At 33.6% G+C, this 13338-nt stretch carries 9 protein-coding genes, 1 tRNA gene and 1 pseudogene; 5 read left to right on the top strand and 6 right to left on the bottom strand.

The genetic code is table 11. From position 1 onward, the window contains the following. Positions 1-102: 102 nt before the first annotated feature. From glmU to O99_RS00825, 4 genes are read right to left on the bottom strand one after another with little or no spacing between them, the layout of a single operon-like run. Positions 103-1452, bottom strand: coding sequence for a bifunctional UDP-N-acetylglucosamine diphosphorylase/glucosamine-1-phosphate N-acetyltransferase GlmU (gene glmU / locus O99_RS00840; RefSeq protein WP_035005719.1), 1350 nt, complete (start codon positions 1450-1452; stop codon positions 103-105). 14 nt (positions 1453-1466) lie between these two features. Then, on the bottom strand, positions 1467-2255 hold the full coding sequence (locus O99_RS00835; protein ID WP_035006657.1) for a cytochrome c biogenesis CcdA family protein: 789 nt from the start codon (positions 2253-2255) through the stop codon (positions 1467-1469). 50 nt (positions 2256-2305) lie between these two features. Then, the gene (locus O99_RS00830) at positions 2306-3268 is read right to left on the bottom strand and encodes a hypothetical protein (protein ID WP_051668836.1); all 963 of its coding nucleotides are present in this window, start codon (positions 3266-3268) and stop codon (positions 2306-2308) included. 60 nt (positions 3269-3328) lie between these two features. After that, entirely contained in the window at positions 3329-3652 is a 324-nt protein-coding gene (locus O99_RS00825; RefSeq protein ID WP_035005715.1) for a HesB/IscA family protein, read from the bottom strand. 116 nt (positions 3653-3768) lie between these two features. Between O99_RS00825 and O99_RS00820 the strand changes: the two genes are divergently transcribed. The 3 genes from O99_RS00820 to O99_RS00810 all read left to right on the top strand — a co-directional run bounded on the left by O99_RS00820 (position 3769) and on the right by O99_RS00810 (position 9477). Then, complete coding sequence (locus tag O99_RS00820) at positions 3769-4998, top strand: deoxyguanosinetriphosphate triphosphohydrolase (protein WP_035005713.1); 1230 nt, start codon at positions 3769-3771, stop codon at positions 4996-4998. 2 nt (positions 4999-5000) lie between these two features. Then, positions 5001-6767: an arginine--tRNA ligase gene (gene argS, locus O99_RS00815; RefSeq protein ID WP_035005711.1), complete on the top strand. Its 1767-nt coding sequence runs from the start codon at positions 5001-5003 to the stop codon at positions 6765-6767. Between the two features lie 166 nt (positions 6768-6933). Beyond that, positions 6934-9477 (top strand): SPOR domain-containing protein, encoded by a 2544-nt coding sequence (locus O99_RS00810; RefSeq protein WP_035005709.1) that lies wholly within the window; start codon positions 6934-6936, stop codon positions 9475-9477. Positions 9478-9657: 180 nt separating this feature from the next. Here the strand turns inward: O99_RS00810 and O99_RS00805 are convergent, their stop codons facing one another. After that, on the bottom strand, positions 9658-9909 hold the full coding sequence (locus O99_RS00805) for a hypothetical protein (RefSeq protein WP_035005708.1): 252 nt from the start codon (positions 9907-9909) through the stop codon (positions 9658-9660). 270 nt (positions 9910-10179) lie between these two features. Here O99_RS00805 and O99_RS00800 point away from each other — a divergent pair. After that, positions 10180-11286, top strand: a pseudogene (locus tag O99_RS00800) (branched-chain amino acid aminotransferase). Positions 11287-11384: 98 nt separating this feature from the next. Here O99_RS00800 and glpX read toward each other — a convergent pair. Beyond that, on the bottom strand, positions 11385-12374 hold the full coding sequence (gene glpX, locus O99_RS00795; RefSeq protein ID WP_035005706.1) for a class II fructose-bisphosphatase: 990 nt from the start codon (positions 12372-12374) through the stop codon (positions 11385-11387). Between the two features lie 731 nt (positions 12375-13105). On the opposite strand from glpX, the gene O99_RS00790 reads away from it, so the two are divergent. Beyond that, positions 13106-13180 (top strand) — tRNA-Glu (locus O99_RS00790). Positions 13181-13338: the final 158 nt, after the last annotated feature.

Here is a 13338-nt window from a genome sequence, read left to right as displayed (position 1 = left end):
AGCCTATAAATTATATAAATTGATATGGCATGGTCATAAATAAGAACAAGTGTCTCCATAATTATTAGATCACTATTAAAACTGAGAAATAAATAAAAACAATTAACTCTTCTTTTTATTTGCTGATAAACGCTCACGTAATTTTTCTGCACGATCCTCTTTTATAATCTGCCGTGCACGCCCCAAAGCCATACTGTCAGCGGGAACATTTTCAGTGATAACACTTCCTGAAGCGATATAGGCTCCTTCCCCTATGATCAAAGGAGAAACAAGTGCTGAATTAGAACCAATAAAAGCATTGTCTCCAATCACAATTTTATGTTTGTTAAAACCATCATAATTACAAGTAATTGTACCAGCTCCAATATTAGTATGCTTCCCAATTTCTGCATCCCCGATATAACTCAAATGGTTAATCTTGGAACACTCTCCTATTTTTGCTTGCTTAATTTCACAAAAATTTCCAATCTTAACCGATCGTTCTAACTCTGTTCCTGGTCGCAAACGCGCATAAGGTCCAATCTCTGCATCCATACCAATCACAACACCTTCTAGATAACTAAATGCGTGAATAACTGCACCAGATTGCACTTTTACTCCTGATCCGAAATAAACATTTGGTTCAATCACAACATCTGATTCAACTTCTGTATCATAAGAAAAATAAACACTTTCTGGCTTTAATATTCGAACACCAGATAACATGAGATCGCGCGCTTTACGTTTTTGCCATAAAACATCAACCTCAAAAAGCTCAAAACAATTATTAATTCCTACAACATTATCAAAAGGCACTTCCACAACCTGAATGTTTAACCCCTCACAAGCTGCAATAGAAACAATATCTGTTAGATAATATTCTCCTTTCAAATTGTTATTATTAACTTTATCTAGAAGAGAAAGAGCATACTTTCCCTTAATGGCCATTATTCCACCATTACAAAAAGAGATTTTTTTCTCTTCATCGCTTGCATCTTGTTCTTCTACAATCGCAATAATCTTACCATCTTTATTGAGAAGACGACCATAACCTGTTGGATTAGAAGTATAAAAACCAGTGACAACAACATCTGCTCCCTTAGAAAGTTGTTCACGAATTTTGACCAATGTATTTTGCTCAATTAAAGGAGTATCTCCAAAAACAATGAGAACATCATCCACTTCTTTTTCCAAAGCAATTCGTGCAGATAAAACTGCATGAGCAGTACCTAGTCGCTCTTTTTGCTCAAAAATCATCGCATTTTTTACAAATGATTGTACAGTTTTAGTAACATCTTCTGCACCAACCCCTACAACCACTGCTAATTGTGAAGAATTTAATAATTCTATTTGTCTTATCACGTGACACACAAGTGGTAACCCAGCCACTTTATGGAGGACCTTAGGAAGAGACGATTTCATACGCGTCCCTTCACCTGCTGCGAGAACAATAGAAAGACAACTTCTAACCATAAAAGCACATATAATTAACGAAAAAATCCAAATAAATTTATAATATCATGCCAACTAATCGTTTCAATATTACCTAACGAAGGATAATTTTCTAAAAGCCAAAAAGATAAATTTTGCATAGAACCTGTCAAAAATAAAATACCTGTAATAATCAGAAAAATACCTATAATTTTTTCAACTTTTCCTAAATGAACACGAAAAGCCCCTAAAAATCCCATGAAGCTACTTGAAAACAAAGCTGCTAACAGAAAAGGTACTCCAAGACCCAATGCATAAACACCCAAAAGCATAGCGCCTTCACTTACGGTTTCTTTCGTTCCTGCAAGCGTTATAATAGGCCCTAAAATTGGACCAATACATGGTGTCCAACCAAATGCAAAAGCTAACCCAATAATATAAGCTCCTAAAGGTCCAGCAGGCGTTTTTCGTGTTTGAAAGCGCGCTTCACGCAATAATAAACCAATCTTGAAAAGCCCTAAAAAATTTAAACCAAAAATAATAATGATAATTCCAGATACAATAGCAAACCAATCACGATAGTAACCGATGAATTTGCCAAGTGTACTTGCACTTGCACCCAAGAGAACAAAAACAGTTGTAAACCCAAAAACAAAAGCAATAACAGAAGACAAAAGTACTAAGCGTACAGATGCTCTTCTATCTTGTTTTTCTGATCGAAAATCGTCAATGCTAACACCTGCCATATAGCACAAATAAGGAGGAACTAATGGCAAAACACATGGTGATAAAAAAGATAATGCACCAGCAAAAAAAACACTTAATGTTGAAAATTCTATAACCAAAACTTTAAATATCCCCTTTAACAATTACAATTAACATCCAAGATAATGAATCACTCCATTGATTCATCAAATTGCTGTACATTTTGCGAATTTGCTATAATATCTACATCTTTATCTTGACCAGAAACTACCGAAAAAACCTTTCGATAAATTTTGTCTTTATTTTTAGCAATAGCAATATAATCACCCTCTACTAAAACAAGCAAAACATAAGCACCAACTGTTTCATAAATAATATCACCAGAGTCATTAGTGATAGACCAGCTTGTATCTGCCAGTGCTTCTCCTCCCTCTTGACGTACTAACTTTAAAATAATTTGAGCAGCTTGATGTTCAAGGGTTACTTCAGTAATTTTACCAGCTTCTACCTGAATATCTGAACGTATAATGGCATTAACTGAACCATAATGAGAAACAACACGATAATGACCAGCTTTTAAACGCACCATCGATTGTGGTTTAACATTTGCTAAGATTACACCCGTATCATCATTTTCTCTTTCATCCTCATATATAGTAAAACGCAATTCTTTTTCATTGATTATGCCATTAAATAATGTGCTATTTAAAATAATACCACCCGCATCAAGATTAAAATTTTTAACAAGTTGTTGTCTATTCTCTAAACTTACACGTTGCACAACACTTGCATGACCAAATGAAACATGAACAAGATAGCTCCCTGGTTTTAAATCAAAACGTGCGGAACCACCTTCATAAGTTGCAACCAATGGCAATTTATTGTCGCTTCCCAAAATAGGCGCATAAACACGCCACACTAATCCGCTCATAATATTTTCACTCTTATTTGTTAGTTGAGCGTGTAATATAAGCTGCGAGTATGAATCACCCTCTTCATGATCATGAGAATCCATAATAGAAGTAACTAATTCTTCTCCTTGATTCCTTTGAAATTCTCCTTCTTCAGAAAAGGTGACATTACTCCAAGTCAACAAGATAAATGTTATTATCAACCACAAAATCTGGTATGATTTTTTTATAAAAATTTCCATTTTCACATTGTTGATCAAATTGGTAATCTTTTCAAGGAGTAATATAGAAAAGTAATTATTCTAAATTGAAAAGCTCACACCACAACCACATGATGAAGTAGCGTTAGGATTATGAATTTGAAAAGATTGCCCCATAAGATCATCGACAAAATCAATTTCAGCTCCCTCCATGAAAGGAAAAGATATTGAATCAATAAATACAACCGCTCCATCTTTTTTAATAACAAAATCATCTTCTTTACTTTCAGAGACCAAATCATACTTATAAGAAAAGCCAGAACATCCTCCCCCTTCAACAGAAATACGTAAAGCTGTTTTTCCAGGTTGCTCTGCAAGTATCTGTGCAATTTGTTTGGCAGCAATATCTGAAATATTTACACTCATACGCTACTAGATCCTTGAATTAGTGAACTCAATTGTAAAGAAAGAGTATCCAAAATACATAGAATTTTGTTAATAATAAATGATTCTAAATTTAAGGTGAGAACGGATAACTTGCAATGGATATAAACAATATCAATTACAATTATCAATCTCGAGCGGTATATAGCACGAATCCTCAAAAAAGCCGTGGCAGACTATTTTATGAGGCAGAAAGTACGATACGTACACCTTTTCAACGTGATCGTGATCGTATTATTCACTCCAATGCATTTCGACGTCTTAAGCATAAAACTCAAGTTTTTATTGCTGATGAAAGTGATCATTATCGGACACGTTTGACCCATTCAATCGAAGTTTCTCAAATTGCACGTACATTAGCCCGTGCACTAAATCTTGATGAAGATCTCGCAGAAGCAATTGCCCTTGTGCATGATTTTGGGCATACACCTTTTGGCCATGCAGGAGAAGATGCTCTGAATGAAGCAATGGCACCTTATGGAGGTTTTGATCATAACGCACAAACACTACGGATTGTTACAAAACTAGAACAGCGTTATGCAGATTTTGGCGGATTAAACCTTACCTGGGAAACACTTGAAGGACTTGTGAAACATAATGGTCCTCTTTTAGGTCCTCATTCTAACAATAAAAATGTTTCTATCGATATTTTACACTATAACGCACAACACAATCTTGAGCTTAATTGCTATGCTGGACTAGAAGCGCAATGCGCAGCAGTTGCTGATGATATTGCTTACAACGCTCATGATATCGATGATGGTCTACGTTCGCACTTTTTAACAATTGATCAGTTCGAGCAAGTTTCCTTGACTGCTTCATTATTAAAAGATATCGAAAAAAAACATCCTAAACTTGACCAAACTCGACGCGGATATGAATTAGTACGTCGACAAATAACAATCATGGTTGAAGATGTAATCGAACAATCACAAAGAAATTTATCTTTTATCAAACCAAAGAGCACAAATGATGTTTATCAAGCGAAACAAACTATTATTACCTTTTCTCCAAGAATGGCTACTCAAGAAAAGCAATTAAAGGATTTTCTCTTTAAAAATCTTTATTATCACAATAAAGTTCTTGTACGTCGCAACATAGCGAAATCTATTGTACAAAAATTATTCAACTGTTATTATGAAAATCCAAACTTATTGCCTGAAAATTGGTACATTAAAATAACTAATTTAACCGATCAAGAGTTAGCGCGGCTTATTGCTGATTTTTTATCAGGTATGACCGATCATTATGCTTTGCGTGAATACCATCGGTTATTTAAGCATACAGATGATTTCGATTCACTATTTCGAATACAACATGGAATTTGAACATGAATGTTTTTAAGAATTTCGAAAATAAAATTAAAAAATTAATCGAATTATCTGATATAAAAGGAAAAAATGGTGAAATCTTAGATTTATCAAAAATCGTTGCTGACCCTCCACGTGATGCTTTACATGGCGATTTATCAACAAATGCTGCTATGGTACTTGCTAAATCTGTTGGACTAAATCCACGTGCTCTTGCTGAAAAAATTATAAAGCTCCTCAATAGTGATCAATCTGTTAGCGACATTGATTACATCAATATAGCCGGCCCTGGATTTATTAATATAAAATTTAAACAATCATTTTGGCAAAATGCCTTAAAGTTAATGATTGAAAAAGGAATATCCTATGGTCAAATTGAAATAGGACAAGGAAAAAAAATCAATATCGAATATGTTTCTGCAAATCCAACCGGGCCTATGCATGTTGGGCATTGCCGGGGTGCTGTTATTGGAGATGTTCTTGCTAATTTGCTTCAGTTTGCTGGTTATGAAGTTACTAAAGAATATTACATCAATGATGCTGGTGAACAAATAAAAGTACTCGCCCGTTCTGTAATGTTGCGTTATCGTGAAGCACTTGGACAAACAATCAGTGAAATTCCAGAAGGGCTTTATCCAGGTGAATATCTCATACCATTGGGGCAATCTCTTGCTAAAAAATTTGGTGACAAATTATTAATTATAGATCAAGAAGAAGCTTTATCTACAATACAGGAACACGCAATTGATGCAATGATGGCAATGATTCGCAAAGATCTAGCCGCTCTTAATATTTATCATGATGTCTTTTTCTCGGAACGCACGCTTTACGAAAATAACGCGCAAGCCATCCGTAGTACTATTACTGATCTTACTTTAAGTGGTTATATCTATAAGGGTATACTGCCACCACCAAAAGGGAAAAACGTAGAGGATTGGGAACCACGCGAACAGACCTTATTTCGTTCAACTGACATTGGTGACGACCAAGATCGTGCTCTAATTAAATCAGATAATTCTTATACTTATTTTGCAGCTGACGTTGCTTATTTTCGTGATAAATTTAATCGCCACTTTGATGAAATGATTTACATTCTAGGCGCTGATCACACTGGTTATGTAAAGCGATTAGAAGCTGTAGCAAAAGCAATTTCTGGAAATAAAGCCAAACTAACTGTTCTCTTGTGTCAGTTAGTGAAACTTTTTCGCGATGGTCAACCCGTACGCATGTCCAAAAGAGCTGGATCCTTTGTTACTCTTCGTGATGTTGTAGAAGAAGTTGGCCGTGACCCAGTTCGTTTTATGATGCTTTATCGTAAATGCGAAGCACCTCTTGATTTTGATTTCGCAAAAGTAACAGAACAATCGAAAGATAACCCGGTTTTTTATGTACAATATGCACATGCACGTTGTCATTCAGTCTTTCGTCAAGCGCAAGAAGTCTTCCGTACTGAAAATCCTTCAAACAGTACAATGATTGCGCATCTTGACCAATTAGTCGATGAGAATGAAATATTGTTAATACGCAAACTCACCGAATATCCACGGATCATTGAACAAGCCGTCATTTACAAAGAACCACATCGATTAGCGTTTTATCTTTATGACCTTGCATCAAACTTCCATGGACATTGGAATAAGGGCAATGACAATCCTAATTTACGTTTTATTAAACCTGATAATAAAGAATTATCACTAGCCAGACTTGGATTAATTCAAGCTATTATTAATATTTTATCATCAGGGCTCACAATTATTGGAGTAAAAGCACTAACAGAAATGCGTTGAAAAAGTTCTATAAATATTAAAATGAGTATTTGATTTAGAATATTTTTTGTATATTCTTTAATTGGTAAAAACTTAAATTTAATATACAGTAAATTAGTTTAATATACAATGGAATGGAATTAATAGTTGTACATAAAAAAATGCAGATTTTCATGCGAGAAAACCTATGAGCGATAATGATCGCAAAAATCCAGAGGAAATGAAACAAGATCATGAGCATTATGATCCGGTGGAAAGGCTTACGCAAATTTTCAATTCAAATTTAGAAAATAAAAAAAAGAATGCTCAGAATCCTGATTCTTCATTAAAATCGGAACATTTGGAATCTGAAAATTCTGGAGACTCTTCTTCATTTGATTTGCCTTTTCTGGAAGAAATTACTGAAAATAATTTAGTTGGCGAATTACCATTTGATGACAATGAACAATGGGCTCCACAATTAGATACCGACAACCAAAACTATAGGAATGTAGCCGAATATTCTCCTCATAATGAAGAACAAATTTTAAATACACTTTCTCCATTACCTATCCCAAGCTCTCAGACAACACAAAACACCTCAGAAACTGTCAATATTAACTCTTCTTTTGAAACCAATAATTTCAATGCACAAATACAAAATTCTTTTCCTGATGAAGTGAGTACACAAAGTAGATATATATCTTCTAATGCAGCTCTTTATAAAGAGGCTAAGACTCCTTTACAAATGCAAGACCAACAGTCAGATATTTATAGTGTCAAGCCAAAGTATGCTTATCAGAAAAATACTTACAATACATCTGTAAATTACTCATATGAAAGACCAACTACTCAACAAAATTTTGTTGAAGATCGTCAAGTTAATATACCAATTTCCTCCACGGATACGCGTATATTTTCTTCATCTGTTAATACAGTTTCAAATATAAACAGCGCTACAATGGATAAATCAACGAATGTTTCATCTATGATGGATTCGTCACCCACTGATAAATCCGTTAGTTTAGAAGACTTTTCACAAGAACAGCATATCATTAATCATAATGAAACAGAACCTTTAAAAGAAGATAATGAAACAAAATATTCATTATATAATAATGCTCAAATTCAATATACTAAAAATGATAATCATAGTATTAAAAATAACTCTCAAAATAATGAACAAAGAGAGCAACATAACCAAAACAATTTAAATTATACACAATCCTCATTAAAGACTTTTAATATTGCACAAACTAATAGTTTTCCTATAGAAAACTCTTCGCATAGCGATAATTCTCCTCCTAATGTTGATACCTATAAATTTGCAGAGGAAATAGTAGAACAGACTGAACCAATTATGGTCTCAGAAGTTTCATATGAAGAACCAAAATACGATGTATCTAATGATGGTTTAGAAAAAGAATTTACTGATGTATTCGGCGTAGGTAGCACTATAACCAAAAATTTTTCTCAAAAACAGCAAAGTGAAGTTTTTTATCCTGCTAAAAAAAATCTAACAGCGAATTTACATATAAATACTCAAGAACCAAATACCAACTATTCTTCTCCTGAGAATGGGAAACATTATTACTCTTCTTTTCCTGAAGATTCACAATATGGATATGCAAATGAGATACCTGCTAATACATTAGAAAATTCTTCCCCAAAAAGTTTTTCTATTGTAGGAATTCTCTCTAAAAGTCTTGCTTTTCTTATTTTGGCTGCAATTGGTCTTGTCAGTTATGTTCACTTTTTTATGTTATCAGACACGAATGAAAGTCCAAATATTATTCGTGCTGATAATACGCCTTTTAAAGTCAAACCAGAAATAACCGAATCTGAAAGCAATATTACGCAGAATTTAGATCTTTACAAACAGATAACCGAAAAAAATGAGAAGCAAGAAAATGCGCAGCAATTTCTTTTTGATAATTCTGAAGCACCTAAAGATTTAACAGTGTTAAACAAGAAAGGATCCGAAAATCCTACAGCTTCTTCTCTTAATGAAGCACCATCAGAAGATTTAACAGCGTTAAATAAGAAAGAACCTGAAAATCCTACAACTTCTCCCCTTAATGAAGCTTATGTTGAAGATGCAATTACTGCAGCGCTTAATCATACTGTTCCGACACATGAAGTTAAAACTGTTGTTGTAAAACCAGATGGTACAATTGTAGTAAATCCAGTTCACTACAAAAATGAAGAGCCTTTTGCTCAATCTGAAGTGACTAAAAAAACTGTATCTGAACAATCTCAAAAACAATCATCTGTTTCTTCACAATTACCTGATGTAAAGAACAATGAAAACAATCAAGAAAAAACGCAACATACTCCTACAACTGATATTGACCACATTATCACAGAAAGTAATGCTATCTCTACTATTCAAGAAAAAACTCGAAATTCACTTATACCAATTCCTTTACCTGCCCAATTGAATTCAAAGATTCCAATGCCAACTTCCGCTCATTCAAATTCTTCAGGACAAACAGCAGTACAAAATGGTGAAAAATATTATGTACAACTTTCATCCCAACCCACTCCTGAATTAGCACAAAATTCTTTGAGAAAAATAAAATCTAAATTTGGATCTATTATTGGTTCTCGGCCATTAAATATTCAATCTGCCCTCATATCAGGGAAAGGTACCTACTACCGTGTTCGAATTCAAACACAAAACCGTAATGAAGCTGTAAGCCTTTGTGAAAATATCAAACAATCTGGGGGAAGCTGTTTTATCACAAACTAAACAAATGTAATGACAGCCTAAACAACTGTCATTCTATTTTATTCGTTCTCTTCTCTTTCTCTAGATGTTATAGTTAATATCAAAATTATTCTTTAGGATGCTTCATTTTCTTTATTTGTGTCAATCTCATTTTTTATCTATACAGAATCTACTTTATAAAATGATAAAGTATCGTTCTTTTTAAGGTATCGGAGGCACTATTGAATTTTGTGTTGGATTCGTTGTTGTCTGATTTACTCCTGTCTTATTCCTGTTAGGGATATGTTCTGATGATTTATTCCAAAAAGACCCTAAAAAAGCGACAATAAGCCAAATAAAGAGAAGAGAAAGAATAATAGTAAAAATACTTTTACCAATTGAATTAGACCATTTACAGTTTCTTTTTTCTACAGCTTTCTGCTGATCATATATTGGATATTTTTTTTCAATCATAGCGAATTCCTTTACTTGTTAATCATAATTCAATGACAAAAATATTTACAGTATCTCGAAAAACGCTGTGTATATATAAAAGTTCCAAACTCCTTGATACGAATTATAATCAAAATTCTAATAATAGAATATCTATTAATAGTTGCTAGAGTCTATATTATATGATGAAAATATTGACATAAGAAAATTGCCAATAATAATATTATAGAAACTTTTTATTATCTTGCCAAAAGATATAGAAATAAAATCTTGTTTCAGAAAGTTTAACTTATGAATTCTCCTAAATCATCATTTTTGTTTAAAATAGATAAACATCCTTCACCTTTATCAGATAAAAAGCGTGAAGAAATTCTGAAAAGCCCTGGTTTTGGTCAATTTTTTATAGACCATATGGCTCTTATTAAATGGACTAAAGATAAAGGTTGGCATGATGCTATTATTTCTCAATACAAACCTTTAGAAATTAGTCCATCAAGTGTCATTTTGCATTATGCGCAGGGAATCTTTGAAGGCTTAAAAGCATATCGAGCAAAGGATGGACGTATTTTACTATTTCGCCCTGAGGCTAATGCACAACGTTTTATGGAATCAGCAAAACGATTAGCTATGCCTGAATTACCAAAGGGTATCTTTTTGGATGCAGCGAACTAATTAGTAAAAATTGATCAAAAATGGGTTTCTAATCATCCAAATGCTAGCCTCTATTTACGCCCTTTTATGTTTGGTAACGACAGCCTATTGAAAGTTCATCCTTCTCTAGAATATATCTTTTGTGTCATAGCATCTCCAGCTGAATCATATTTTACAGGACAAAAAACAACTATTAGCGTATGTCTCGAAACAGACTACAGCCGTGCTGGCCCTGGTGGTACAGGAACTGCTAAATGTGGCGGAAACTATGCAGCAAGCTTAATCGCACAAAACAATGCAACTCAAAATAATTGTAGTCAGGTACTTTTTCTTGATATGGTTGAACGAAAATGGATTGAAGAACTTGGTGGAATGAATATTTGCTTTATTATGGCTAATAATATACTTGTAACACCTGCACTCAACGGTACTATTCTAGCAGGAATAACGCGTCATTCAATTTTGAAGTTAGCACAACAAATGGGTTTAACAATAGAAGAACGCCCTTATTCTTTTGATTCACTGAAAGAAGATGTGCAAAATGGTCACCTTAAAGAAGCTTTTGCATGTGGCACAGCTGCTGTTATAACAGCAATCGGACGTATTAAATATAAAGGTGGAGAATGTATCATCGGAAATGAAGTATATGGTGAGATTACAGAAAAACTTCGTGCACAACTTATCGATATACAAAAAGGAAATATAGAAGATAAAAACGGCTGGGTACGCTCTGTGCAATTATCATAGTATCTATAATAAAAAACAAAAATATCTTCAAAAATTTATAAAGATATATTTCTCTAATCAATGCGTCCTTATTTTTATGCAATATCAGCTAAAAATCATCAGCCAAATTTCAACTGATTTCTATGTTGTGTTCTAATATTTCGAATTGTACCAGTATATGAACGCATCACAAGACTATCTGTTTGAATATAATCACGAGTAAATTTAACACCAGACAACATATTACCATCAGTTACACCTGTTGCTGCAAATAAAACATCACCCTTGGCCATTTCTTCCATTGTATAAACCTTATTAGGATTCTTAATCCCCATCTTGGCAGCACGAGCAATTTGTTCTTCTGTATTAAATTGTAAACGTCCTTGCATTTGTCCACCAGTACAACGTAAAGCTGCCGCAGCTAATACACCTTCTGGTGCTCCACCAATACCCATATAAATATCAATACCTGTTGCCTCTGAATCAGTTGTATGAATAACAGCAGCAACATCTCCATCACTAATTAAACGAATTGCTGCACCAGTCATACGCACTTTATTAATCAATTCTGCATGACGAGGCCGATCCATAATGCAGACAGTAATTTGATTAACATCTATTCCTTTGGCTTTTGCAAGAGCATGAATATTATCGGCAGGATTCGCATCTATATCAACCACTCCCTTTGGATAACCAGGACCGATAGCTATTTTTTCCATATAAACATCAGGAGCATAAAGTAAATTCCCTTTTTGGGCAATTGCAATCACAGCAAGTGAATTAGCAAGATTTTTTGCACAAATAGTTGTTCCCTCAAGTGGATCAAGAGCGATGTCAACAGCTACTCCATTTTGAAGTCCTACTTTTTCTCCAATATAAAGCATAGGAGCTTCATCACGCTCTCCCTCACCAATTACAACCATGCCATCAATAGGTAAACAATTAAGTTCTCGACGCATCGCATCCACAGCAGCTTGATCGGCTGCTTTTTCATCACCACGTCCTCGCCAACGCGCAGCTGCAACAGCGGCATACTCAGTCACACGTACTAATTCAAGGGTTAAAATACGATCGAGTCGATTTAAGATCTTTTGAGTTGATTGGGTCATATAAAAAATCCTATTGAATTAGTATTCACAAAACGACATTAGCATTTTATTCTTAAATATCAAGAATACAGCTTTTGCAAAGATGAAAGATTTTCACAAGAAAAAAACTATAATCTAATTCCTCTTAGTACTCATTAACTAACCTAGGAATCTTTATATAGGATTGTAGCTTGTAAATATTTATCTGCTTTAATGAACTCTTTTCACTTTATATACATTATTTTCAGCTTCGCGATGCGTATTTTCTTCCAGCTTATTTACATTATATAAACAGTAGCTTGTGATTGTTTTATTAATGGATCAGTAAACATATAATCGCCATACTTCAGTCAATTGTTCTATAAACAATTTTCATTTTTATTAAAAAATGCAGATGCAGATCTTCTTGAAATGACTTTTTATGTTAGTAATGCTTTTTTATGAATCAATCTACAATAACGAATAAAATAATACTCAAAAGTATATTACATTATAAAATCCCTAACTTGATCATCTTCATCTATTTTTTTATTGGAAAAAATAAAAGTATTACTATTGTTGTATACTAAAATGTATTACCGATTGTTATCAGATATTGTATCATTTAAAATCTTGTAAAATAAGCCTAGATTATATAATCTCCTAGGCATATCTCAAAAAAATAATTCAATAAAATGCATTTTTTTAAAAAAAAATCACTTATAGGACTTGCGAAGTAAAAAGATCCTCTCTATAAGCCTCATCATTGGTCTGCGCCCATCGTCTAGCGGTTAGGACATCGCCCTTTCACGGCGGAAACAGGGGTTCGATTCCCCTTGGGCGTACCAGTTTCTTTCCTTCACATAATCTGTTTGTTTTATTAATCTTTTTAAAAGATGAAGAAGTAGGAGCTTACATTTTCCTTTTTAGCTCATTATAAATTGAAAGTTCTTTCCGAGCTATTTTTTGTTTTGATAAATCCAATACTGACTGAACAAAAAATTAT

The organism is Bartonella rochalimae ATCC BAA-1498 (assembly GCF_000706645.1).
GTDB classification, from domain to species: Bacteria; Pseudomonadota; Alphaproteobacteria; order Rhizobiales; family Rhizobiaceae; genus Bartonella; species Bartonella rochalimae.
Note: the sequence above shows the minus strand (reverse complement) of the source record. Positions and strands in the feature narration are given on the sequence as shown.

Coding starts and splice junctions, on each gene's coding strand:
- glmU (WP_035005719.1), bottom strand. CDS start 1,452: ATGGTTAGAAGTTGTCTTTCTATTGTTCTCGCAGCAGGTGAAGGGACG.
- O99_RS00820 (WP_035005713.1), top strand. CDS start 3,769: ATGGATATAAACAATATCAATTACAATTATCAATCTCGAGCGGTATAT.
- O99_RS00810 (WP_035005709.1), top strand. CDS start 6,934: ATGAGCGATAATGATCGCAAAAATCCAGAGGAAATGAAACAAGATCAT.
- O99_RS00805 (WP_035005708.1), bottom strand. CDS start 9,909: ATGATTGAAAAAAAATATCCAATATATGATCAGCAGAAAGCTGTAGAA.
- glpX (WP_035005706.1), bottom strand. CDS start 12,374: ATGACCCAATCAACTCAAAAGATCTTAAATCGACTCGATCGTATTTTA.
- O99_RS00830 (WP_051668836.1), bottom strand. CDS start 3,268: ATGGAAATTTTTATAAAAAAATCATACCAGATTTTGTGGTTGATAATA.
- argS (WP_035005711.1), top strand. CDS start 5,001: ATGAATGTTTTTAAGAATTTCGAAAATAAAATTAAAAAATTAATCGAA.
- O99_RS00825 (WP_035005715.1), bottom strand. CDS start 3,652: ATGAGTGTAAATATTTCAGATATTGCTGCCAAACAAATTGCACAGATA.